The 23,357-nt window shown below is 62.5% G+C and carries 23 protein-coding genes; 14 read left to right on the top strand and 9 right to left on the bottom strand.

Translation table 11 applies throughout. From position 1 onward, the window contains the following. The first annotated feature begins 23 nt into the window (after positions 1 to 23). From ACFQ6Y_RS10405 to ACFQ6Y_RS10395, 3 genes are all read left to right on the top strand, one after another. Positions 24 to 1,940, top strand: a complete 1,917-nt coding sequence (locus tag ACFQ6Y_RS10405) for a propionyl-CoA synthetase (protein WP_378631713.1) — start codon at positions 24 to 26, stop codon at positions 1,938 to 1,940. A 92-nt stretch (positions 1,941 to 2,032) separates the two neighbouring features. Then, positions 2,033 to 2,878, top strand: coding sequence for a mycofactocin-coupled SDR family oxidoreductase (locus ACFQ6Y_RS10400; RefSeq protein ID WP_317828775.1), 846 nt, complete (start codon positions 2,033 to 2,035; stop codon positions 2,876 to 2,878). A 301-nt stretch (positions 2,879 to 3,179) separates the two neighbouring features. Next, entirely contained in the window at positions 3,180 to 3,689 is a 510-nt protein-coding gene (locus ACFQ6Y_RS10395; RefSeq protein ID WP_378532367.1) for a hypothetical protein, read from the top strand. Positions 3,690 to 3,697: 8 nt separating this feature from the next. Here ACFQ6Y_RS10395 and ACFQ6Y_RS10390 read toward each other — a convergent pair whose 3' ends face one another. Further along, complete coding sequence (locus tag ACFQ6Y_RS10390; protein WP_378631711.1) at positions 3,698 to 4,084, bottom strand: DUF1304 domain-containing protein; 387 nt, start codon at positions 4,082 to 4,084, stop codon at positions 3,698 to 3,700. A gap of 87 nt (positions 4,085 to 4,171) precedes the next feature. Here ACFQ6Y_RS10390 and ACFQ6Y_RS10385 point away from each other — a divergent pair, with 87 nt between their 5' ends. Further along, a complete protein-coding gene (locus ACFQ6Y_RS10385; protein WP_378631708.1) occupies positions 4,172 to 4,765 on the top strand; it encodes a TetR/AcrR family transcriptional regulator in 594 nt (197 codons plus the stop codon). Between the two features lie 213 nt (positions 4,766 to 4,978). On the opposite strand, the gene ACFQ6Y_RS10380 is transcribed toward ACFQ6Y_RS10385, so the two are convergent. After that, entirely contained in the window at positions 4,979 to 5,566 is a 588-nt protein-coding gene (locus ACFQ6Y_RS10380) for a TetR/AcrR family transcriptional regulator (protein ID WP_378532361.1), read from the bottom strand. A 113-nt stretch (positions 5,567 to 5,679) separates the two neighbouring features. Between ACFQ6Y_RS10380 and ACFQ6Y_RS10375 the strand changes: the two genes are divergently transcribed. The 3 genes from ACFQ6Y_RS10375 to ACFQ6Y_RS10365 all read left to right on the top strand — a co-directional run bounded on the left by ACFQ6Y_RS10375 (position 5,680) and on the right by ACFQ6Y_RS10365 (position 8,012). After that, a complete protein-coding gene (locus ACFQ6Y_RS10375) occupies positions 5,680 to 6,918 on the top strand; it encodes an MFS transporter (protein WP_378532359.1) in 1,239 nt (412 codons plus the stop codon). A gap of 134 nt (positions 6,919 to 7,052) precedes the next feature. Continuing rightward, a complete protein-coding gene (locus ACFQ6Y_RS10370) occupies positions 7,053 to 7,505 on the top strand; it encodes a hypothetical protein (RefSeq protein ID WP_378446279.1) in 453 nt (150 codons plus the stop codon). A gap of 138 nt (positions 7,506 to 7,643) precedes the next feature. After that, positions 7,644 to 8,012 (top strand): VOC family protein, encoded by a 369-nt coding sequence (locus ACFQ6Y_RS10365; RefSeq protein WP_378631705.1) that lies wholly within the window; start codon positions 7,644 to 7,646, stop codon positions 8,010 to 8,012. 4 nt (positions 8,013 to 8,016) lie between these two features. Here ACFQ6Y_RS10365 and ACFQ6Y_RS10360 read toward each other — a convergent pair whose 3' ends face one another. Together ACFQ6Y_RS10360 and ACFQ6Y_RS10355 are read right to left on the bottom strand one after the other, a co-directional pair. Further along, the gene (locus tag ACFQ6Y_RS10360) at positions 8,017 to 9,363 is read right to left on the bottom strand and encodes a cryptochrome/photolyase family protein (protein ID WP_378532357.1); all 1,347 of its coding nucleotides are present in this window, start codon (positions 9,361 to 9,363) and stop codon (positions 8,017 to 8,019) included. A gap of 10 nt (positions 9,364 to 9,373) precedes the next feature. Beyond that, positions 9,374 to 9,961, bottom strand: coding sequence for a TetR/AcrR family transcriptional regulator (locus ACFQ6Y_RS10355; protein ID WP_378532355.1), 588 nt, complete (start codon positions 9,959 to 9,961; stop codon positions 9,374 to 9,376). Positions 9,962 to 10,037: 76 nt separating this feature from the next. On the opposite strand from ACFQ6Y_RS10355, the gene ACFQ6Y_RS10350 reads away from it, so the two are divergent. Then, complete coding sequence (locus tag ACFQ6Y_RS10350) at positions 10,038 to 10,415, top strand: DUF952 domain-containing protein (RefSeq protein ID WP_378631701.1); 378 nt, start codon at positions 10,038 to 10,040, stop codon at positions 10,413 to 10,415. On the opposite strand, the gene ACFQ6Y_RS10345 is transcribed toward ACFQ6Y_RS10350, so the two are convergent. Further along, complete coding sequence (locus ACFQ6Y_RS10345; RefSeq protein ID WP_378631698.1) at positions 10,412 to 11,407, bottom strand: ABC transporter permease; 996 nt, start codon at positions 11,405 to 11,407, stop codon at positions 10,412 to 10,414. The genes ACFQ6Y_RS10350 and ACFQ6Y_RS10345 overlap by 4 nt on opposite strands. An 89-nt stretch (positions 11,408 to 11,496) precedes the next feature. Between ACFQ6Y_RS10345 and ACFQ6Y_RS10340 the strand changes: the two genes are divergently transcribed. From ACFQ6Y_RS10340 to ACFQ6Y_RS10330, 3 genes are read left to right on the top strand one after another with little or no spacing between them, the layout of a single operon-like run. Further along, entirely contained in the window at positions 11,497 to 12,072 is a 576-nt protein-coding gene (locus tag ACFQ6Y_RS10340) for a TetR/AcrR family transcriptional regulator (RefSeq protein ID WP_378631695.1), read from the top strand. A 40-nt stretch (positions 12,073 to 12,112) separates the two neighbouring features. Continuing rightward, positions 12,113 to 12,817 carry a response regulator transcription factor gene (locus ACFQ6Y_RS10335; protein ID WP_378446273.1) on the top strand — a complete coding sequence of 235 codons (705 nt, stop codon included), beginning with the start codon at positions 12,113 to 12,115 and terminating at the stop codon, positions 12,815 to 12,817. After that, positions 12,814 to 14,157, top strand: coding sequence for a sensor histidine kinase (locus tag ACFQ6Y_RS10330; protein WP_378631692.1), 1,344 nt, complete (start codon positions 12,814 to 12,816; stop codon positions 14,155 to 14,157). The genes ACFQ6Y_RS10335 and ACFQ6Y_RS10330 overlap by 4 nt, the downstream gene beginning before the upstream one ends. 5 nt (positions 14,158 to 14,162) lie before the next feature. Here the strand turns inward: ACFQ6Y_RS10330 and ACFQ6Y_RS10325 are convergent, their stop codons facing one another. Further along, complete coding sequence (locus ACFQ6Y_RS10325) at positions 14,163 to 16,439, bottom strand: SulP family inorganic anion transporter (RefSeq protein WP_378631690.1); 2,277 nt, start codon at positions 16,437 to 16,439, stop codon at positions 14,163 to 14,165. 319 nt (positions 16,440 to 16,758) lie between these two features. On the opposite strand from ACFQ6Y_RS10325, the gene mgrA reads away from it, so the two are divergent. Continuing rightward, the gene (gene mgrA, locus ACFQ6Y_RS10320) at positions 16,759 to 17,790 is read left to right on the top strand and encodes an L-glyceraldehyde 3-phosphate reductase (RefSeq protein WP_378631688.1); all 1,032 of its coding nucleotides are present in this window, start codon (positions 16,759 to 16,761) and stop codon (positions 17,788 to 17,790) included. 13 nt (positions 17,791 to 17,803) lie between these two features. Here the strand turns inward: mgrA and ppk2 are convergent, their stop codons facing one another. Next, a complete protein-coding gene (gene ppk2 / locus ACFQ6Y_RS10315; protein WP_230814497.1) occupies positions 17,804 to 18,769 on the bottom strand; it encodes a polyphosphate kinase 2 in 966 nt (321 codons plus the stop codon). Between the two features lie 210 nt (positions 18,770 to 18,979). On the opposite strand from ppk2, the gene ACFQ6Y_RS10310 reads away from it, so the two are divergent. Next, entirely contained in the window at positions 18,980 to 21,397 is a 2,418-nt protein-coding gene (locus tag ACFQ6Y_RS10310) for a YbhN family protein (protein WP_378631684.1), read from the top strand. A 23-nt stretch (positions 21,398 to 21,420) separates the two neighbouring features. Here the strand turns inward: ACFQ6Y_RS10310 and ACFQ6Y_RS10305 are convergent, their stop codons facing one another. Further along, positions 21,421 to 21,711 carry a hypothetical protein gene (locus tag ACFQ6Y_RS10305; protein WP_378631682.1) on the bottom strand — a complete coding sequence of 97 codons (291 nt, stop codon included), beginning with the start codon at positions 21,709 to 21,711 and terminating at the stop codon, positions 21,421 to 21,423. 11 nt (positions 21,712 to 21,722) lie between these two features. Beyond that, positions 21,723 to 21,947: a flavin reductase gene (locus ACFQ6Y_RS10300; protein ID WP_378631679.1), complete on the bottom strand. Its 225-nt coding sequence runs from the start codon at positions 21,945 to 21,947 to the stop codon at positions 21,723 to 21,725. A 192-nt stretch (positions 21,948 to 22,139) separates the two neighbouring features. Between ACFQ6Y_RS10300 and ACFQ6Y_RS10295 the strand changes: the two genes are divergently transcribed. Then, positions 22,140 to 23,351: a low temperature requirement protein A gene (locus ACFQ6Y_RS10295; protein ID WP_378631676.1), complete on the top strand. Its 1,212-nt coding sequence runs from the start codon at positions 22,140 to 22,142 to the stop codon at positions 23,349 to 23,351. Positions 23,352 to 23,357: the final 6 nt, after the last annotated feature.

The raw sequence follows: 23,357 nt of genomic DNA, 5'->3' as shown, positions 1-23,357 counted from the left end.
AGTTCACGAGAGGACACACGTCGATGAGCTCTTCTGAGCAGGCGTCCCACACCACGTATGCCGACGCGTATCGCGAGAGCATGCATCAGCCGGAGAAGTTCTGGCTCGATGCAGCGCGTGCCGTCGACTGGGATGTCGCGCCCACGAAGGCACTCGACGATTCCGCCGCACCGATCTATCGCTGGTTCCCGGATGCGTCGCTCAACACCAGCTTCAATGCCCTCGATCGGCACGTCCGCGACGGCCGCGGCGATCAGACCGCGTTGATCTTCGACTCCGCGATGGTCCCCACCAAGGCCACGTACACCTACTCCGAACTCCTCGAGCAGGTCTCACTCTTCGCCGGTGTCCTGAAAGATCAGGGTGTTGTCGCGGGTGACCGTGTCATCATCTACATGCCGATGATCCCCGAGGCTGCGATCGCCATGCTGGCGTGTGCCCGTATCGGTGCTGTGCATTCAGTGGTGTTCGGCGGCTTCGCAGCCAAGGAACTTGCCACGCGTATCGACGACGCCGGCCCCGTGGTGCTCGTGACGGCGTCCGGTGGCCTCGAGCCCGGCCGAACCATCGAGTACCTGCCGATGGTCGAGAAGGCTCTGCAACTGTCCGCCACCCCCGCTCACACCGTGATCGTGAAGAATCGTGAGCAGATTCCCGGCGCTGCTGCCGACTACAAGTCAAGTGCCGCAGCCTGGTTCGACTGGGACGAGCTGATCGCCGATGCCACCCCTGCCGGCCCGGTGTCGGTCGCCGCGACGGATCCGCTCTACATCCTCTACACCTCGGGAACAACCGGTAAGCCGAAGGGCGTCGTCCGGGACAACGGTGGCCATGCCGTTGCGTTGACGTGGACGATGAAGAATCTGTACGACATCAGCCCCGGCCAGGTCTGGTGGACCGCCTCCGACGTCGGCTGGGTGGTCGGCCACTCCTACATCGTCTACGGACCTTTGCTCGCCGGAGCCACGACGGTCATGTACGAAGGCAAGCCCGTCGGCACCCCCGACGCTGGTGCATTCTGGCGCATCATTTCCGAATACAAGGTATCGGCACTCTTCACCGCTCCGACAGCCATCCGCGCGGTCCGCAAGGCCGACCCGGACGCAAAAGAGCTCGCCAAGTACGACATCTCGTCGCTCGACACGCTGTTCGCGGCCGGCGAGCGCTTGGATCCCGACACCTACGAGTGGGCTACTCGGATTCTCGATCGCCCGGTGGTCGATCACTGGTGGCAGACAGAAACCGGTTGGGCAATCTGCGCGAATCTGCGCGGCCTCGAACCCATGGAGATCAAAGCGGGCTCACCCACCGTCGCCTGCCCCGGATACCGCGTCGAAATCGTCGACGGCAAGGGCGAACTCGTGGGACCGGGCACCGAGGGCAACATCGTGATCGGCCTGCCACTTCCTCCCGGAACACTCGCCGGACTGTGGCGTGACGACGATCGGTACGTGAAGTCCTACCTGTCGACATTCGAAGGCTATTACCTCACCGGCGACTCCGGATACATCGACGAGGACAACTACGTCTTTGTCCTCGGGCGCAGCGACGACGTGATCAACGTTGCCGGACACCGTCTTTCGACCGGAAGCATGGAAGCTGTCGTCGCGGGCCACCCGGCGGTCGCCGAATGCGCCGTCATCGGCATTCACGACGAACTCAAGGGACAACGGCCGAGCGGTTACGTCGTGCTCAAGTCCGGCGTCGACATCGATCCCGAAACTCTCCGACAGGAACTGGTCGCGCGGGTGCGCGACCAGATCGGTGCTGTCGCCACGTTCCGGGACGTCACCGTCGTCGCCGCACTACCGAAGACTCGTTCCGGCAAGATCCTCCGCAAGACCATGCGGCAGATCGCCGACAACGAGGAGTACACGGTCCCGTCGACCATCGAGGACGCGAGCGTATTAGACGAGCTGTCCAAACTCCTTCGCGGATAAGGATTTCGCGAATTCCCCTGCCTGCCCGGCACCGGACATAGCAGTATGAACACGTTCCAGTTTTGGCGCTTTACACGGGCAGGGGAAGTTCGATGGGCAATTTAGACGGTCAGGTCGCATTCATCACCGGAGCGGCGCGTGGTCAAGGGCGCGCGCATGCCGTCAAGCTCGCGTCCGAGGGCGCGGACATCATCGCGGTGGATCTCTGCGCGCCGGTCGCAACGGCGGGGTACGACATGGCCACCGAGGCCGACCTCGCCCAGACCGTCGCACTGGTCGAAGCTCAGGGCAGGCGCATCGTCGCGTCCGTAGCGGACACTCGCGACCTCGATGCCCTGAAATCGGCAGTCGACGCCGGAGTCGAGGAGCTCGGCCGGCTGGACATCGTGATTGCCAACGCGGGAATCGCGGCGTCGGCAAAGCTGTCCTGGGATCTGAGCGCCGAAGAGTTCCGCGAGCTGATGGACATCAATGTCACCGGCGTCTGGTTGACGACCAAAGTGTCGATTCCGCACATCATGAACGGCAATCGGGGTGGGTCGATCGTGTTGATCAGCTCGATGGCCGGCCTTCGCGGCGTGCCGGGTATCGCACACTATTCCGCGTCCAAGCACGCCGTTCGCGGTTTGGCGAAGTCTCTGGCCAACGAACTCGGCTGGGCGGACATTCGGGTCAACTCCGTGCACCCGGGCAATGTGCGAACCACGATGATCGACAACGAACCGATGGTTCGCGCGTTCCGTCCAGACTTGGAGAATCCCGTCCTCGCGGACACCGCTCCCATCATGTCGAAGCTGAATCTGCTGCCCCATCCGTGGGTCGACCCCGAAGTGATTGCGGATGCGGTGTTCTACCTGGTGGGGCCGGCCGGACGCGGGATCACCGGGATCGCACTGCCGATCGATCTCGGCACCTCGGAAAAATTCGCCGGCGGCTAAAGGCCCGAACTGATGCAGAATTGCCTCTGCCGGATGGGTCTCGAGCACCATCCGGCAGAGGCAATTCCGGCTTGATCAAGCCTTCGTAGCAACAGAACAAGTAGTCGACAACCTCATAGGCGCTCCTCGTCTGGCGTGGGAAAAACCTTTGTGGGATGCGCAACAAACCCAAGACCCAGAGTAGAAGCATTTGGCCTCAAACGCGCGTCATTCGGCAGTATTTTTTCGGATTCGGGCATACTGGACAACGCTCCCACCACGTATTATGGACCCGAGTTCACACTTACAGGGGGTAGGCACAGTGACGGTCAATTACGCCGCGATGGACCCGATTCACGGAAAAGTCGAGATCTCCTTCGACGTCGACACCGGGGTCGTGGACGTCCGAAACGGCGAATCGCGCGCTCTGTTGACGCGCCGAGTCGACGCCCCACGCCGCGAAGGCACACCCATCGGAACGCGGGCTGCCGCGGACCTGTTCTTCACTCTCGGTGGCGACGAAGTCGAACTCACTGTCGGCAAAGGGTTTCTGTCCCGGCGCTCGTATTCGGTCTCGGCACTCGTCGAGGGCGTGACACTGACCTTCGCGCCCGTCGACGACGCGAACAGCGCCTTCACCCGGGACGGGGTTCGCATCGCGCTGTTCTCCAAGAACGAGGAATCCGACCCCAGACAGACCGACGCAGTCTGGTCGAGCACTCCGAGCAACGACGAAGTCGTCATCGGCTACGCCCTGGCCGAAGCATTCGACTGCGGAGCACTCAACGGCGCTTTTGCCCTGATCGAATCACTGGTGCTCGGCGGCGGGTAAGGCCGAACTCAGAGCAGGTGAATCACCAGCAGAACGACGGCAATGGCTGGGAAAAGCATCTGCACGACGGCTGCGCGGGCCTTGTCGGGAGACGAGAGAATCAACACCACCCCCGCGGCAACCATCGATCCTGTACCTGCCAGCACGAGGGCGATTCCGACCGACGCGGAACCTGTCGCCGCAATCACGATGCCGATCACGGACACGATTGCCAGGAAGAGGTTGTAAAAGCCCTGGTTGAAGGCAAGCGACTGCGTGGTGATCGCCTCTTCTTCTGACTTGACGCCGAATGTCGCGCGTGTCTTCGGGGCCGTCCAGAGAATCGATTCGAGGACAAAAATGTACACGTGCACTGCTGCGGCCAGTCCCGCGAAGATGTAGCCGGCGACGTTCATCGGTGAGCTCCTGTTGCATAGAGTGAATTCTGTATCGTTTGGTCCAATATATACTGGACCAAACGATACAGAAAGAGCGAGGCTTTGATGGGCAGATCACAAGAATTCGACACAACAGCCGTGGTCGCTGCCGCTTTGGACGTGTTCTGGGCACATGGGTACGAAGGCGCATCGCTCGGCGACCTGGAATCCGCGACGGGACTGAGCCGGTCAAGTCTCTACAACTCGTTCACCAACAAGCGCGGATTGTTCGACGCCGCAGTGCAGCTGTACCTCGAACATGTCATCCGTCCGCGTTTGCGCAATCTCACTACGAATCCGAAACCGGACGCCGTCGACGATTACCTTTCCTCGCTGGCGCAAGCGATCAGCACCATGACCGCCGACTCACCGCGGCGAGGTTGCCTACTCCTCAACACTGCTGCCGGACTCGGCGCGCACGACGACGCGGCGGCAGCCGTCATCCGCGCCTACCGCCAAGAACTCGCCGACGCGATCAACAGTGGATTACACGCCGCTTTTCCGACCGAGACAGACGCCACGCTCTCCGATCGCACTCGAATCCTTCTCTCCTGCACGGTAAGTGCACTGGTTCTCTCGCGAGTTGACACCGAAGAGGCCATCGCGACTCTGGAATCTGCGCGCCGACTGAACGCAGAGTGGCAGAGCCGGAACACGTAGGCTGTAACCGCACCGGCCGCCATGGAAGCACCTTCCGAGAAGCAGGGTTTCACCGACTCGAACTCCAGCACTCGATCCACAACCCACCGTCATGCCGAGTCGCCACCAAATCAGGGTTCAGCGAAGAAGGTGTTCGACGAGGCTCCGCGAGGCACGCCGACGGCTGGCACGACATGCACGTCCACGCCCGACTAGGCAGCGATCAGCCGCAGGTCACTCGATAACCACCCGCGCTGAGAGGGCAAGAGTCTGATCCACCAATTCCGCAACTCTCTGCGGCGTGACCGGCTCGAGGTCGAACAGGATTCGGTAGACGATCGGTGCCACCACATGGTCCACCACCGAATCACCATCCACACCAGCAGCTTCCGGCCAACGCGCGAGGATCACGTCGATCTGCGTCCGACAGAAGAAGGCACACTTGAACTTCTTCGTACCGTCCGGTGCGTGCGTCTGATCGTCGCTCATCAACACGTCTCGCAGCGAAGCACGACCGACGGGCGCCGACATCTCCTCGAGATAGTCCTGCGCCCAGACCGTCAGATCTCCTCGGAGCGAACCCGTTTCACGCGGGTCGGCGTCCGGTCGCAATCTCTCGATCGAGACATCGGCAAAAACTTCGTTGATGTCGCCCCACCGCCGATAGATGGTCGACGGGGTCACTCCCGCATCGGTCGCGATCATCGGCACCGTGATCTCGGCTCGATCACGCTGTTCCAGCAACTTGCGCGCCGACGCGTGCACGGCCTGTTGGATACGCGCACTGCGGCCACCGGGGCGCGGACCTGCGGACGGACTCATAAATCAAATACTAACGCAAAGATGTTGCATTAGGCTACGGCCAAGCGTAGCGTCCCAAACGCAAAGTATTTGCGTTTGAAGTCTTCACCACCCGCACGGGAAGCGCTACGACAATGACAACGACCGTTTCACCACCGACCGAGAGCACTTCACGCCCACGCTTGGGGCGAGGCGCCGCTTTCACACTCATCGCCGTCATCATCGCTACGTTCCTGGGCGCCTCCGCGACCCCGACACCGTTGTACGAGCACTATCAACAGTTGTGGGGATTCTCCTCGCTCGCGTCGACGCTCGTGTTCGGCATTTACGCTCTCGCACTGCTCGCCACACTCTTGACCGCCGGTTCCCTGTCCGATCACATCGGCAGGCGCCCGGTCCTGCTCGGGGCACTCGTCCTCGAGGCGATCTCGCTCGCACTGTTCGCCTCGGCAGACGGTCTGACCATTCTGCTGATCGCCCGCGTCGTACAAGGTGTTGCCACCGGCGCTGCAATCAGCGCTCTGGGCTCGGCCTTGATCGACCTCGAACGCACTCCCGGCCGCGGATCGATCATCAACAGCGTCGCTCCGACAGTGGGACTTGCCGTCGGCGCCGTGGGTTCGAGTCTCATCAGCGAGCACCTCCCCCGGCCCACCAGCACTGTCTACCTGGTCCTTCTCGTACTGGTCGTTCTCGAAATCCTCGGGGTTTGGGCCGCTCCCGAGACTTCGGGCGGACGACCCGGAGCCTGGCAGTCGCTACGCCCCACCCTTGCCGTTCCTCGGGAAGCCCGAACGATGATTGCGCTCACCGCACCGTGCCTGATCGCAGTCTGGGCGTTGGGCGGTTTCTACCTCTCACTCGGACCGGCGTTGGCGCGCAACGCACTTGACGTTCACAGCTCACTCATCGGTGCCATCATGGTCGCAACACTGACGGGATTCGGAGCTGCAGCGGTACTCACCTTCCGCAAACTCGGCGGGCGAACCGTGATGCTGATCGGAACCACCGCCCTGGTGCTCGGGGTGGCCATCACGCTCATCGGCGCTGAAACGTCCTCTGCAGTACTGATTCTGGTTGGTACGGCTGTGGCAGGTATCGGCTTCGGAGCAGGATTCCAGGGAACCATCCTCACAGTCATGCCGCTGGCCGAGAACCACGAACGCGCGGGATTGTTGTCCACCGTCTACGTCATCGCCTATCTGGCCAACAGCCTTCCGGCATTGCTGGCCGGCTACCTGGTCGGCAAGGTGGGGTTGGTGGATACGACGCGCGGCTACGGAGCACTCGTCATGGTTCTCGCGGCCGCCGCGCTGATCGGACTGCTGGTCACCGGCGAGCGAAAGGTCAAAGCTGTCCCAGTGTCGGAGTAGATGTCCCCCGATCGGTGGACACACAGTTCCTCCTTCGTACGGTCCGGGTAGTGGACATACGGCATCGATCCGCTCCGACATAGTTGTCTTCGACAGAGCCAACCGAACGCTCACCCGGACAAAGGACACCGACGATGACGAACCCGCGCTACGTAGTTGCCGCAATCACGGCCCTGGCCGCTGGTGCCCTCACTTTGGGGTTGAGCGGAATCGCCAGCGCCGGAACTCTTCCGGCAACCGGCAATACCATCACGATGACGATCAGCAACGACACCGAACAGACAATTCATCTCGTAGGCGCCGACAATCCCTACGGACAGTGGATGCAGAGCCCACGTCAGTCGCTCGCGCCCCACGAGACCGAGATCGTCACCGCATACAACCAGGACCCGCGAGGCCTGACGGTCGACGTCGTCTACTCCACCCCCGGCGGCGGACAAGCAGTCTTCATGGCCAACGACTATCCGCAGTTCGACACCGACGGAACTCGCACAACCGACCCTGATCACTACTTCATCTCGAGCTACATCGACGGCTACTACCCGAACCTGAGCGTCGGCTACCACCTCGGTGCGGCATCGTCATAAGAAATCCGTCTGCCTCTCAGACGCACTCATTCTTGGACATTCGTCCGGCGTGAGGGGATTGTTGAACGCGGCCCCGCACGAGAAGGCACACGCCTCGTTGCAGGTGGTCCGAATGTCAACGGGAGAGGGAAAACCACAGTGCGACTACCCAATCAGTTTCTGATCTATGTCAGCGATGCAGCCTCCGCAGCAGCGTTCTACGGCGAATTGTTCGACGCGAAGGCGGAGGTACTCAGCCCTCGGTACATGACCTTCGACCTGGGCGGCGGTGTGGTCCTTGCACTGTGGAGCGGCAAGTCACGCGACCTCGATCCCGCGACACCACGAAATTTCGAAGTCGGCATATTGGTCGACGGCGGGAGCAACGAAATTCGGGCGATCTACGACGAGTGGGTGGCCAAGGGTGTCGAGGTCGTCGAAGAACCCAACGAAGATGTCTTCGGCCTGACATTCGTCATTTCAGATCTGGACGGAAACCGCCTCCGCGTAGCGCCCGCCGATCACTGAGCACTCAGCCTTTGATCTCGCCGTACCGGCGGAGGGCTTCCTCACGCTCGTGCGCATGGTCGACGATCGGGTCCGGATAGTCGACCGGCCGCATCGCTTTCAGTGAGTGGACCGCTTTGCCTGGAACATCGCGAAGTTCGGGGACCCACCGACGGACGTATGTGCCGTCGGGATCGAACTTCTCCCCCTGAGTGATCGGGTTGAAGACCCGAAAGAACGGCGAGGCATCCGTGCCCGACCCCGCAGTCCACTGCCACCCGTGCTGATTGGACGCCAAGTCACCGTCCACCAGTTGCGACATGAAGTACCGTGCGCCGCGCCACCACGGAATGTGCAGGTCCTTCACCAGGAATGACGCGACGATCATTCGCACCCGATTGTGCATCCAGTTCTCGGCGGCGAGTTGCCGCATGCCCGCATCGACGATCGGGAAGCCGGTCTTGCCCTCACACCAGGCAGTGAAGGCAGCGTCCGCGTCGACTCCGCCGTCGTGACGTAAGCGGTCGAACTTGTTGTCGTAGTTCTTCCGTGCGCTGTCCGGTCGTTGAAACAGGATGTCTGCGTAGAAGTCTCGCCAAGCCAGCTGGCGACGGTAAGCCTGAGCGCCGTCGCCGAGCCGCTTGGAAAGGTCTGCCAACATGGTTCGCGGATGGATCGTGCCGTACTTGAGCGGGATCGACATCCGGCTCGTGGTGTCGAGGTCCGGCCGATTTCGTTCGTCGTCGTAGCGGTCAAGATCGTTCTCGCAGTATTCTTTCCACTGCTCGAGCGCACCGGCCTCACCCACGAATTGGCTGACCTCGCGAGACGGCACGGGAATGTTCACCCGGCGCGGGCCACCGTCCTTCTCACTCGGATCGAACCAACTGAGGGTCTGTGCGTCGGTCGACGCGGGACCTCGCCAACCGTGTTCCATCCACTGACGGAAGTACGGCGTGAACACCTTGTACGGATCGCCGTCGGCCTTGGTGACGCGTCCGGGGGCGACAGCGTACGGAGAACCGGTGGCGATCAACTCCACCTTCTCCGCCACTGCAGCGTCACGCCGTCGGCCGTATGGTCCGTAGTCTGCACTGATGTGAACTTCTTCGGCGCCAACGGATTCCGCCACGCGGGGCACCACATCCACCGGATCACCTCGAACAACCATCAATTTTCCGTCGAGCTGGTTGTCGAGGGCCGCCAAGTTGGCGAACAGTTGATCCTGGCGGGGGGAGCCTGCCGGTCCGAGCAGTTTCTCGTCGAGAACAAATAATCCCAATGCCTGCCCGCCGCCATCCGACGCCGCGCTCAGGGTGGGAAGGTCACCTACCCGCAGATCGCGTCGAAACCAGACCACAGAGTTGTTCACCCCGTCGAGCCTACCGATCAGATCCCAGAACGCACCCCGTCGCACGCGCAGCAAGTTGCGCAGCTCTTTCGGGTGTCGGCTCTGGGACCAGCCCGAGCAGGCGCCGCCGGTGTTCCTCACCGAGCAGCAATGTGTACAACTGATCCGCACTCAGCGCAGCCTTCTGTCCGTGCTGATCGAGCAAGATTTTCTCCAGGAAGGCAATCGACTTGGCCGGTCCGGATTCGTAGAACGCGGCAGCCAGCTCAGGGAACTGCAGTGCCTCGCCGATCATCATGCGGTGCAGCGCAATCGAGTTTTCACTGTGCAGGGCGATGACGATGTCCACTGCGGCGGCCAGCAGGTCGGACTGGCCCTCGCCGGCATTGTCGACGTACGCGTGCTGACGCGCTACCGCAGCTGCAAAGACCGCGGACTTGTCGCCGAAGTAGCTGTACACGGTGCGCTTTGCGACGCCGGCCGCCGTGGCAATCGCGTCGATCGTTGTTCGAGCGAACCCGACTTCCCGAAACGAGTCGACCGCGACGTCGAGAATCTCGTTGCGTCGATCGGCACGCTCGGCGTCACTGGTTCTCCCACGTCTGCGCGGTTGCTCCATCAAGTCTCCTGTTACCGTGCCAGTGAATTAATGCTACGTTGACGTTTCATTATTTCGAACACTACAGGAGCACTGCATGACCGGACAACGACTCGTCCACGTCGCCATCGCCGACGACTGGGAAGCGTGCAAGCGCTTCGGTGAGTACGAGGTCTCGACGCGCGGAATCAGTTACGACGAGGCGGGATTCATTCGCGCAACCAACCCGGACGCACTCGCTTCGGTGCTCGATCTGGTGTTCGGCGACCTGACCTTGCCACTGATCGTCGCCGTCATCGACGAGGACGCGCTGACCTCCGCAGGCATCGACGTCGAATGGGAGGCCGGAAAGCCCCGAATCCTCCGACCCCTACCGATGGACGAGGACACGGTGGTCGCCGAACTGGCCGTGGAACGCGTTGACGGGGTCTGGCCGCTTCCCGACCTCACCCCGTACGCAACCCGCACCGGCTAGACCAGGGCTACCTCTGGTTCGACCACCGGCGTCGACGCCTTCTTCCGACCGGCAGCCACGCACAGCGCGATCCCGACGGCGATCCAGCACACCAGCACCAGAAGTGGTGCGGCGGCACCGTGGCCGTCGAAGAAAGCCATCGATCGGACGGATGCCCCTGCGGCACCAGGCGGGAGCAGTTGTCCCAATGCACCCCACCCCGCGGGCAACCAGGCCGCAGTTGTCGCCATCCCCGAGAGCGGATTGCCGACGAACATCATCGTGACGGCCCCCAATGCGAATCCCTTCATCCCGAGCAGGGATTCGAGTCCCAGAATGGGAAGCGAGATAGCCGAAATGCCCATGGTGAGTGCGAGTGCGGTGAGCAGGTAGTTTCCGTCAAGGCTGTTCGTGCCGAACTGCAGAATGCCAGTCAGGGCAAAACCTGCGACAACCGCGACGCCGACGGCGCCCAGCACTCGCTTGGCAATGCTGCGCGGAAACAGCTGCACGAGAACAACAGCGGGCATGATTCCACCGAACACCAGCGGCAAGGCCAGGGCTGTGAGCCCCGCACCGGTCGGGTCGTCCGCCGTCAACGGCACCACGTCTTCGACGGGAACCTCCGTTCCCGAAGCATCCGAGAGTCCACTGGCCACTCCGGTCAGGGTTTGCGCGATCGGGGTACCGCCCGCGGTCGCGATCAGCACGTGAGGGCCGGTCGCATCGACAACGATTCCGCCGACCACGTCTCGATTCCGAATCGCGTCACGAAGCGCGTCGGCGTCGGCGAAGTCCTGGGTGGCAAAGGCACCCGGCTTGCTCGCCTCGAGCGAGGCACTGATCTGGGTGGTTGCCTGAGCCGGACCAGCGATACCCAACTTCAGCTCGTGCGGGCCACTGTTCACCGACGGCAACACGAAGGCGAGCAGCATCAGCCCGATCACGGCAGAGAGGCCCAACACCACGGCCACCAGCTTCTTACGATCCCACGCTTCGACTTCGACGTTCATCACTACCTTCCCTAAGTGGAGGTTTTTCCTCCACTATTTGTGGAAGATATTCCTCCAGTTATGATGGACTGTCAATACCGGAGGTGAATGTGCGAGCCGATGCACGTGAACGCAGGAACGCAATAGTCGACGCCGCACGTGCGGTGTTCACCGAGCGCGGGCACGATGCGCCCCTCGACGCCGTCGCGGAACTCGCGAAAGTGGGCATAGCCACGCTGTATCGGAACTTTCCGACGCGCGAGGACCTGGTGACCGCCGTCGCCGTCGCAACGCTGACCGATGTCCGAGAGGCCGCCGACCTCGCGCTTGCGGCGATGCCCACCGATCCGACAAGCGCGTGGCACACGTTGGTGGACCGACTCGTGGAACTGCGACTGGGTGCACTCATTCCCGCACTGGTGGAACGCAGTTTCACCGAGTTGGCCCCCGAAGTTCTGGCCGTGCGTGAGGTGACGAAAGCGAAGATGACCGCGTCAATCGGCGCCGCTCAGAGCGCCGGACTGGTTCGCGCCGATCTGCAACCGCTCGAATTCGTCATGGCTCTGGCCAAACTGACACGCCCGCAAATCGAGTTGTCCGACGAGGCCATGCCGAACCTGGTCCCTCGATTGGTCGCGGTGTTCATGGCCGGTCTGCGTCCGGACGGTACCGACTTGCCGGTCTGATCGGCGAAACACGACGTACCAGGCAAGGCACAATGGGGCTGTGACCGAGATACCGAAAATCCTCGTAGTCGACGACGACGCAGACGTCCTCACCTCACTCGAACGCGGATTGCGGCTCTCGGGATTCACCGTACTGACGGCGGTGGACGGCGCCGACGCGCTCCGAGTCATCTCCGACAAGCGACCGGACGCGGTAGTCCTCGACATCAACATGCCGGTGCTCGACGGCACCGGAGTGGTGACGGCGCTTCGAGCCGCCGGCAACGAAATCCCGATCTGCGTACTCAGCGCACGCAACTCGGTCGACGATCGCATCGCCGGGCTCGAATCCGGTGCAGACGACTACATGGTCAAACCGTTTGTCCTCGCCGAACTGGTAGCCAGGATCCGCGCGATGCTCCGGCGTAGCAACACCCCTGCCGGCGATCACACCGAGGGAACGAACACCCTGCGCGTCGGTAACCTCGACATCGACCTCTCCGGCCGCAGAGTTCGTGTCGACGGCAAGGAAGTACCGCTCACCAAACGCGAATTCGAACTACTCGAAGTACTCGCTCACAATTCCGGCATCGTGCTCACTCGCGAACGCCTCCTCGAACTGGTGTGGGGCTACGACTTCGTCGCCGACACGAACGTCGTGGACGTGTTCATCGGCTACCTGCGTCGCAAGTTCGAATCCGGCGGTTCACCTCGCCTGCTCCATACCGTTCGCGGCGTCGGGTTCGTGCTTCGGGAGAACCCGTGAAGCGTCGCCGCTTCTCACTACGAACCCGCGTTGCCGCAGCCGCGGCACTGGGGGCGACGTTCATCGTCATCGCTCTCGGTGTAGTCGTTGCGTTGGCCATCGCTCGAAACAACCTGTCCCAGCTGGACCGTCGACTCGAGACGGCGTCGACAGTGATCGTGGCCAACGCCGCCACTGCCGGACCGTTCCTGGGAGCATTCGGAGACGGCGGCGCGTTTTCCGTCACCATCCGCTCCGACACCGACGGAACCGTCAAATCCAGCACCCCGACCCGTCTGCCCGAACTCCCGGTCGGCTCGGCCACCGTCGATGTGGACGGCACCAAGTACCGGGCATACACCGCCGAGGCCGACGGCATCAACGCCCTTGTCTCACTGGCAGTTCCCTACGCCGAAGCGCGGGACATCACCGTCGACCAACAACGCCAGGTCGCTTTCTTCGGCGTCGGTGCCGTCGGGGCCGCTGCAGCTCTCGGGTGGTTGTTCGGCGGCCCGGCGGTGCGCCCACTCGTGGAACTGACCCGCCGGATCGCCCGACGCGATCCCGATCTCGCCACCGAAATTTCCGGCATCCGTGAAGCGGACGAGCTTGCCGCAGCAGCAGAATCGATGCTCAGCGATGTCGCCCGGGCACAGGCCGCGACCAACTCGGCCCTTGCCGCCGCGCGAGACTTCGCTTCCGCCTCGGCGCACGAACTCCGAACTCCGTTGACGGCGATGCGAACCGACATCGAGGTGTTGTCCATTCACGACCTCGATCACGAACAAAGACGCGAGATCCTCACAGATCTGGCCCGCGCGCAGGGCCGCGTCGAATCAACGCTGCGAGACCTCGAGCGACTGGCGAAGGGTGAACTCTCGACTGCCGAGGATTTCAAGGACACGGATCTGACCGAGGTCTGCGACATCGCCGCCGACGACGCACGCCGACATCATCGCGGCCTCGACGTCAGCGTCGTCACCGTGGATTCCCCACTCCCCTATTGCATCCGGGCTCTTCCCGGCGGAATCCGGTTGATCCTCGACAACGCGATCACCAATGCCGTCCGCCACGGCCGCGCGAGCACCGCGCGCATCACCCTCGCGCGCCCGGTCGATTCACCGGACACAGTCACGATCACGATCGACGACAACGGTTGCGGAATACCGGCCGAGGAACGCTCGAGCGTCTTCGAAAGGTTCACCCGCGGGTCGACGGCAGGCAAGACGGGCTCCGGCTTGGGCCTGGCACTGGTGGCGCAACAGGCGGCCCTGCACGGCGGACGCACGACATTCCACGACAGTCCGCTCGGCGGGGCTCGCCTGCTGGTCGAGCTCAGGGATCAACCCGGATCCGTTTAGCCCTTTCAGGTCTCGATCAGCTCACCGATCCCGGACGAACTCACTTCGATTACCCGAGCCGATCCGATATCGAAGAACAACCCGGCGATACGCAGGCGACCGTCGACGCGGGCCTGACCGACGAGTGGATGTCGTTCGAGGGTCTGCAATTGCACTGCAACGTTGACCATTCCGAGCTGATCGACCTCCGAGAAACCCGCCTCGGCGGCAGCGCGGGCGACCGGGTGGCCACTCGTGTAGGCCTGCAAACTCGTTTCGGCGTGACGCAGCCATTCCCCGATGGCTCCCGATTCCGGCGAACTGTCGGTCAGAAGTGCTTGCATCGCTCCGCAGCCTGAATGTCCGCACACGATAACCGAACTGACGCTCAACTCGTCGATCGCAAATGCCAGTGCCGCTTCCACCGACGTATCGCGTCCGCCGGCAGGAACCAGGTTTCCGACGTTGCGCACAGTGAAGAGGTCTCCTGGGCCACTGCTCGTGATGATGTTCGGCACCACTCGCGAGTCTGCGCAGGTAAGGAAAAGGGAGTCCGGATTCTGCCCGTCACGCAACTGATCCATGTGTGGCCGTATCGCTTCGGCGCGGTGGCGATGGTAGTTGGACACCCCGTCGAGAATGGGCCGCAGCGCAGGCGGGCTGCTCAGATTCCTTCCCGAAGCCTGTGGTTGCCAACTCCCCCACGGAGCGAGCAAGCCTCGCAGGTCGGTGACTGCTGCGCCGCGCTTGGGCGGTCCGGTGGTCGCGCTCTCCATGCTCACCGATCCGACTTCGTCGATAGTCACCGACCCACCTGCCAACTCGTACTGCCTCGCCCACTCTTCGATGACGTCGAAGACGGCGTGGTCGAGAAAGTCGACGGACAGTTCGACCGTCACGTCCGACCGCGGCGGAATGCCGGCGAGTACCGACGTGAGCTTGGGCAGCACGAGGAAGGTGCACGACCCCTCGACGAGCACCCGCCACTTCCCGGAATCCTTGTCATCCAGCTCTTCTGCCGTGACCGATGCGCGAATGACACGCCACACCAGGAGGGCGATCGCCAGTGCCAATCCGATGAGTACGCCCTCGAGCAGGTTCAAGAACACGACTCCGACCACCGTGATGCCGTACACCCACAGGTCACCGGTCCGCCGCGCCAACCGAATGTGCGCCAGCTTGACCAGTTGAATACCGATGACGATCAACAGACCGGCAAGTGCAGACTTCGGAATCTGCTGAACCAACCCGGCCAGCGCGGCCGAGAACAGCAGGATCCACAGGCCGTGCATGATCGACGACGCACGGGACTTCGCACCGGCTTCGACGTTGGTGGCACTGCGCACGATCACTCCCGTGACGGGCAGCCCGCCGATCGCCCCTGACACCAAGTTCGCAGTACCTTGACCGAGCATCTCGCGGTCGAAATTCGAACGCGGGCCCGAGTGCATCTTGTCCACGGCCACAGCCGAGAGCAGACTCTCGACGCTGGCAATCAGGGCGATGGTCAGGATGCCGGTTGCGACGCCGAGCCACTGGCCGTCCGGCAGGGCAGGAAGTCCGATCGAGTCCAGCAGGGACCCGTCGAGAGCAATACGCTCGACGTCGATCGGCAGCACGAGTGAAGCGAGAGTTGCCAATACGATGCCGACCAACGCGGCCGGAACCTTTCGGACGCCCGCGGGAAGATAACGCCAGCCGAGAAGAGTGGCGACGACGACGAGCCCGATCATCAAGTCCTCGACGTGCAAGGCACCGATCTGCGCGGGCAACTGCCGTAGGTTGTCCAGCGCCGAACTGGCGGAGCTTCCGCCCAACAACACGTGAACCTGTTGTAGCGCAATGGTGATGCCGATACCGGCGAGCATCGCGTGCACCACCACCGGTGCAATAGCGAGTGCCGCACGGGCAATTCTGCTGAGCCCGAACACGATCTGCAGAAGACCGGCACCGACGGTGATCAAGCAGGTGACTTTCCACCCGAACTTGCCGATCAGTTCGGCGACCACCACGGTCAGGCCTGCCGCGGGACCACTTACTTGCAGCGGTGAACCTCCCACCGCTCCGGCCACCACTCCGCCGACGATGGCGGCGATCAGACCTGCCATGATCGGCGCCCCGGACGCGATCGCAATTCCCAGGGACAAGGGAAGCGCCACCAGGAAGACGACCAGCGACGCCGGCACGTCGTATCTGATCAGTTGCTCGAGATAGCGCCGGCTTCCACCACCCGGCGGAGACGAATCCCCTACGACGCTCTCGTCTGCCGGTGATTGTGTGTGCACTACGGACTGCGTCGACATAGATCTCCTCGCCGGACCCCGGATCCGGCTGCTGGGCAACATGTTCGAAGCGAATCGGCGATCGGTATCGCCGATCGACTGTGACCATGGTAACCGCGATTCCTTACCGTTCCCTTAGATGCGAACCCAGACGTGGTCGACGTCACCGCCGCCTGACACTGTGACTCGAACCTGAACGTCGGTCCAGAAGATCGATCGAATTACTTTAACCCGCAAGCATTTTGACTGAGACACCTCCCAGCGACCAGCACACCTGAGCGGCATCGGCGATAATGGGTAGACGCTCAACCGCAACCACAACGATGTGAAGGCAGGCACCATGTCCGATCAGTACGTCGCCGCGCAGAACCGCTACGAAGCCATGCCCTACCGCCGGACCGGCCGGAGCGGTCTCAAACTCCCGGCGATCTCGCTCGGCCTCTGGCACAACTTCGGCGACGACGTACCGATCGACAACCAGCGCGCAGTTCTGCGACGGGCGTTCGATCTCGGAATCACCCACTTCGATCTTGCCAACAACTACGGACCTCCGTACGGAAGCGCCGAGACGAACTTCGGCAGGATTCTGCGTGAGGATTTCTCTTCGTACCGCGAGGAATTGGTCATCTCGTCCAAGGCCGGCTGGGACATGTGGCCCGGCCCCTACGGATTCGGCGGTTCCCGCAAGTACTTGCTGTCGTCTCTCGATCAGTCGCTCGGTCGAATCGGAGTCGACTATGTCGACATCTTCTACAGCCATCGCCCCGACGCCGACACTCCGATCGACGAGACCGCAGGCGCCCTGATCACTGCCGTCCAGCAGGGCAAGGCCCTGTACGCGGGTATCAGTTCGTATTCACCGGAGCGCACCCGTGAAATCGCCGCACTGCTCGCCGCTGCCGGGGTTCCCTTGTTGATCCACCAGCCGAGCTATTCGATGCTGAATCGGTGGATCGAGCAGGATCTGCTTTCGGCTGTCGACGATCTCGGAGTGGGCGTCATCGCGTTCTCACCGCTCGCGCAAGGCATGCTCACCGACCGGTATCTGAACGGTGTACCCGACAATTCTCGTGCCGCCCAAGGCAAGTCACTCGACCCGTCGTGGCTGACCGACGACGCTCTCACCCACATTCGCGCACTCAACGATATCGCCGCAGCCCGCGGCCAGTCGCTGGCCCAGCTTGCACTGAGCTGGGCACTTCGCGATTCGCGGGTCACCTCGGTACTGATCGGTGCGTCCAGCGTCGCGCAGCTCGAAGCCAACGTCGGCGCGCTCGACAATCTCGAATTCAGTGCAGCCGAACTGGCCTCCATCGATCAGCACGCCAAGGACAGCGGCATCAATCTGTGGGCAGAGGCCAGCTCGATCTGAGTGAGAACTTCAGCTAGAGCGCAGGCAACTCCACGTTCACGTGCTCGCCCTCTTCGAATACCGCCGAGGCCGGCCCGACGATCAAGGGGTCCGGAGTACCGACTGCCCGGTGATCCTTGTTGGGATAGTCGAAGCTGGCGAGCACGTGACGCATCGCTTCGAGGCGCGCGCGCTTCTTGTCGTTGCTCTTGATCACCGTCCAGGGCGCATCCCCGGTGTCGGTGTAGAAGAACATCGCTTCCTTGGCCTGCGTGTAGTCGTCCCATTTGTCGAGCGAAGCCAGGTCGGTCGGTGAGAGCTTCCACTGACGCACCGGGTCCGTTCGACGGGCCGCGAACCGCGCCAACTGCTCTTCGCGGCTGACCGAGAACCACAGCTTGTGCAGATGAATCCCGGAGTTGACGAGCATCCGCTCGAAGTCCGGGGTCTCTCTCATGAACTCGAGATACTGCGTCGGCGTGCAGTAACCCATCACTCGTTCGACGCCGGCGCGGTTGTACCAGGACCGGTCCATCATCACGATCTCACCGCCGCTCGGCAGGTGAGCGACATAGCGTTGGAAATACCACTGCGTTCGCTCGATGTCCGTGGGCTTCTCGAGCGCGACGACGCGGGCGCCACGGGGATTGAGATGCTCGGTGAACCTCTTGATCGAGCCGCCCTTTCCGGCAGCATCACGACCTTCGAAGATGATGAGCACCTTCTGACCGGTTTCCTTGACCCACAGCTGCAGTTTGAGCAGCTCGATCTGCAGACGCCGCTTCTTCCGCTCGTACTCGCGGCGCGACATCTTCTTCTCGTAGGGGTAACCCTGCTTCCAGGCATCCGCGAACTCCGAAGGCTCCAGCACGCCGAGCTTGTGCTTGAGACTCGAGAGCTCGTCGATCTCGGCCGCGTAGTCCTCGGTGACGGAAATTCTGGTCGACGGGGTCGGCAGGTCAGGAACCCGACCGTCCACACCGCTGGCGTCGGGGCTCATGAATACGTACTCCCTGTCGTCGAAATGAACGAACGTCCGGAAAGTGAATTTTACGCGCCGAAGCCCACCGCCGCGGGGCCGAAGCGAATGTTGCTTGGCATCGAGGAGGTAACGACAGGTCCGGCTTCCCAGTCGCCGAACCCCCACGCGGTACCTTGATCGAGGTAACTGAGACGGTCGGTAACCCCGAGAGAAGAGAGTTCTGGCGAGATGCGAGTAGACGGACGGGAGATCCCGGTAACGGGAAGTCTCCTGCCACCACTGCACCGCCGTACGAGCGACATCATGCGGGTCGCTATCGCTGCCGTGCTGCTCGGCGGCGTCATCGCGGGATCTCTGATCACTCGAAGTCAGTGGGACGCCCTCGAAACGTCGGTGTCCAACATCGTCGGCGTTCTGTCGCCGAGCCTGTCAGACACTGTGTATCTGCTTTACGGCATCGCAATTCTGGCGCTACCGTTCGCCATTCTGATCGGACTGATCGTCGGTCGCCGATGGAAGTTGCTGGCCGGATACGCCGCCGCCGGCCTGTGCGCCGGTGTCGCGCTCTCCTTCACCGGAACGGGCCTCGCCGCGCCCAAGTGGCACCTCGACGTCCCGGACAGACTCGACGCCACGTTCCTGTCTCAGTTCCTCGACGATCCACGATGGATCGCGATGCTCGCGGCGGTGCTCACCGTCTCGGGCCCGTGGCTTCCGAAAAAGTGGCGACGAGCCTGGTGGACGCTGCTTCTGCTTTTTGCTCCCATTCACCTGATCGTCAGCTCGATCGTCCCCGCCCGCTCGATGCTGGGTCTCGCAGTCGGCTATTTGATCGGCGCTGTGATCGTTCTCGTCGTCGGCACACCAGCCCTCGAAGTGCCGCTGGATTCGGCAGTGCGCGTACTCGCGCGGCGTGGTTACCGGGTCACCACTTTCCGCGTCGTAAGCCCGTCCGGAATCGGGCCTCTCGTCATGTCCGCCGCCATCGACAAAGCACCGGACGACGAACCCTTCGACGAATTGATCGTCGAGTTGTACGGACAGAACCAGCGAAGCAGCGGAGCAATTCGACAGACCTTCCGCTGGATCTCGTTCCGGAACCGGGAAACTCCTCCGCCCTACGGATCGCTTCGTCGTGCCGTCGAACACCGGGCGCTCATGGGTATCGCGTTCGCCGACATCGGACTGGCCAGCTCCAAAGCCGTCGCCATCTCGGTCCTCGATCGCGGATGGGAAATGTACGCGCGCCCGAGTCCGCGCGGTATCCCCCTGTCCGTCGCCGTCGAGAATCAGGCGGGCGAGGAAGAATCCACCAAACTGATCGACGCGCTGTGGCAAACACTGCATACCGCTCATGTGCACCAGATGGCGCACGGTGACCTACGCGCTTCCGAGATTCGCGTCGAAGGCGGAACCATCCTCTTCGGTGGATACGCGTACTCCGAATTCGGCGCGACCGAAGTGCAGATGCAGTCCGACAACGCCCAGCTTCTTTTCGCCACCGCATCACTGTTCGGCGTCGACGCAGCAGTGGACGCCGCGATTCGCGCGCAAGGCGCAGACACGATCCTCGCGGCGTCGGGCCGATTGACCACTGCGGCGTTGCCCAACCGCATTCGGCGGACCGTCGCGGATTCCGCGAAACTGATGACCGAGATCCGAGACGAGGTCGGTGCGAAGAACGGGATCGAGAAGGTCGCTCCCGCGCAGGTCACCCGGTTCAGTCGCAATCAACTCATCCAGCTCGTGCTGCTCATCGGTCTGGTCTATGTCGCCTATCCGTTCATCAGCCAGGTACCGGCATTCATCACCGAACTGAAGACAGCCAACTGGTGGTGGGCGCTGCTCGGCCTCGGCGTCTCCGCACTGACGTACGTCGGTGCAGCAGCGGCCCTGTGGGCGTGCGCGTCGTCGATGGTCAGCTACCGCAACCTCCTGATCATGCAGGTGGCCAACACCTTTGCGGCGACGACAACTCCCGCCGGCGTCGGCGGGCTCGCCCTGAGTGTGCGGTTCCTGCAGAAGGGCGGGCTCGGTACCGTCCGCGCAACGGCCGCTGTGGCGCTTCAGCAGACGGTTCAGGTGGTCACCCACGTCGGGTTGCTGATCTTCTTCTCGGTCGTCGCCGGACGCGATACGAATCTCTCGCACTTCATCCCGGGATCCACTGTTCTGTATCTGGCGGGCGGAGTCGCGCTCGGAGTTCTCGGCGCATTCATGTTCATCCCGAAGCTCCGTGGGTGGCTGCGCGACGATCTGCGTCCTCAGATCACCGAAGTGTTGGGTGAACTGAGCCAGCTCGCGCGAAACCCCACGCGTTTCCTCATCATCGTCGGCGGCAGCGCCGCAACCACTCTGGGTGCCGCTCTGGCGCTGTGGGCGAGCGTCGAAGCATTCGGCGGCGGAACGACGTTCATCACCGTCACCATCGTGACGATGATCGGCGGCACGCTGGCCTCGGCAGCTCCGACACCGGGTGGCGTCGGAGCAGTCGAGGCCGCCCTCATCGGCGGTCTGTCCGCATTCGGACTGCCGGCAAGCATCGCGGTCCCGTCGGTCCTGCTCTACCGAGTACTGACCTGCTGGCTCCCGGTGTTCTGCGGTTGGCCGACGCTGCGATGGCTGCAGAAGAACGACATGGTCTGAGCCGTTCCCCTTTACTGCCGGTTTTACTGCCGACGAACGACGTGCGCCTGCAGCGCTTCTCCGTCCTCGTCGACCCAGCCTTTGCTCTGCGCGTAATCGACCATCGCGGCAACACCTTCGACGTCCAAGGTGCCCTCGCGTACACGGGCCACCGAGACGAAGGCACTACCACCGCTGACGTATCCGTAATCTCGAACGCGCAACAGCTCGTCCAGTTCGGAATCGGAGATGTCGGTAGTCACCTCGACGTGGAAGTCCTTCAGATTCTCGCCGTCATGGATGCTGACGCGGCCGTCGTCCACCAATACATACATGGCTCTCCTTCCTAGAGCACTGACGTCGATGCGTGCGTACCGAATGCACGCCGGTGGTAGGTCAGTGGATTCGACTCGCGGTGCTCGACCTCGTCCACCGATCCTGTCACGATCTTGTGATCACCACCGTCCACGGTGCACACGATCCAGATGGGAGCGTCCGGCAGTCTCGGTGAGCACACGTGCGCCATGGCTTCTCGAAAACACAACGCCCGGTTGCCCTGTGGGACATTCACGATGTCAGCCCTTGTCTGCCAACTCTTGTGCGTACTTCTTTGTCATGTGGTCGACGGCGTCGACTTGCGCCTTCGCATGCCCCTCCCTGACGGTGCGCGCGTGAGCGCGGACAGCATAAACACTACTTCGAAAAAACGGACAACTTCGCCGCCTACCAGCACTGTTGATGCCGATAACCGATACTGAGCTGTATGTCGGAACTCGGAAATGAACCAGACTCGAAGCAGAAGGCGGTGCTCGAGCGACACGCGTCATGGATCGAATTGTTCTTCGACCTCGTCGTGGTTGCCGGTATCGGTCAGCTGGCTCACCTGCTCCACGGTTCGCCGTCGTGGTCGGATGTCGGGCTCTACGCGTTGCTCTATCTCGCGTTCTGGACAGCGTGGGCGACGTTCACGATGTACGGCAACATTGCCGGCGACCGCGTCCGAATTCCGAGCATGCTGATCGCCATGTTCGGGCTGGCCGTCATGATGGCGGCAGTGGCCGGCATCCACGACAACCATGCGCTGGCCTTCGCTGTCGCCTACGTAGCCGTACGTCTGCTGGCTAGTCGCGTGTGGCACAACGGTCAGATCGTCGTCGACTGGCCGATCGCCCAGATGTCACTTGGTGTGATTCCGTGGATCGTCTCGTTCTGGTTCGAGGGTGACACCCGCTTCTGGCTCTGGACTGCCGGTGTCACCATCGACCTATTGATCATGTTCGTCGTCTCCGGCAGCGCGATCATGGAAGACGCTCAGGAAAAGCTCGACCGCATCATCAAGGTCCGCGGGTTCAAGGACGACCGAATGCCCGAACTCGAAGCCCTGCACTCCGATCGGGCTCACCTTGCCGAGCGCTTGGGCCTGTACGTCATCATCGTGCTGGGCGAGGGTGTGATCCTCGTGATTTCTGCGGCCTCGAAGCTCACCTGGGACTCGACGGTGGTCAGCCTCGCAGTCGGATCGTTTGTCCTGCTCTCGGGCATGTGGGCTCTCTCGCTTCTCTACGGCCACGCCGGTGTTCCGCACCTGCAGCCCGAGAAGTTTCCCGCTCGCATCGACATGGCGCTGCACTGTTTCACCACCGGCGCTATCGCGGTTCTGGTCGCGGGGCTCGGAGCGGCAACCGAACACGGCGCGGAGCACACGCCCGCGAATCTGCGGTGGTTGTTGTGCGGAAGCATCGCAGTCTATTTCGGCATCAGCACCGTCGCCGGATTGTTTGCGCGAACGGACCGACGGTGGTTGCTCGGCTGGGCACTCCCCTGCACTGCAATCCCCATCATCATGGGCATCGTCGGCACGCATATGAGCGCTACGTGGATCATCTGGGTGCTGGTGGCCACCGTGACCTGGCAGAACGGCTACGAGTACGCGCAGGTGCGTCGTTCGCGCCGCTCTGCTGTGCGCCTTTATTAACCCCCC

It is taken from the genome of Rhodococcus sp. NPDC056516 (genome assembly GCF_042794655.1).
In the GTDB taxonomy this organism is placed as follows: Bacteria; Actinomycetota; Actinomycetes; order Mycobacteriales; family Mycobacteriaceae; genus Rhodococcus_F.
Note: the sequence above shows the minus strand (reverse complement) of the source record. Positions and strands in the feature narration are given on the sequence as shown.